Annotated in this window: 1 pseudogene; it reads left to right on the forward strand. The window is 63.2% G+C overall.

Annotated elements, in window-relative coordinates:
* Window positions 1–280: pseudogene (locus KBI52_RS00375) on the forward strand (polyhydroxyalkanoate depolymerase); the annotation flags it as partial.

Consider the following 280-nt stretch of genomic DNA (forward strand, 5'->3'; position numbering starts at 1 on the left):
CGGCATCTCACGGCCCATTGGGAGATGTTCAACCATTTGGTCGAGGGCGATGGCGACTCGGCCGAAAAGCACCGCGCCTTCTACGATGAGTATCTCGCCGTCATGGATCTGAGCGCCGAGTTCTATTTGCAGACCCTGGAGGCGGTGTTCCAGCACCATCTCCTACCCCGGGGGTTGCTGCGGCACCGCGGTCAGAGGGTGGATCTGGCGGCGATCCGGCGTTGCGCCCTGATGACGGTCGAGGGCGAGCGGGATGACATCGTCGGTTGCGGTCAGACCA

This window comes from Microvirga sp. HBU67558 (assembly GCF_018069605.1).
In the GTDB taxonomy this organism is placed as follows: Bacteria; Pseudomonadota; Alphaproteobacteria; order Rhizobiales; family Beijerinckiaceae; genus Microvirga; species Microvirga terrae.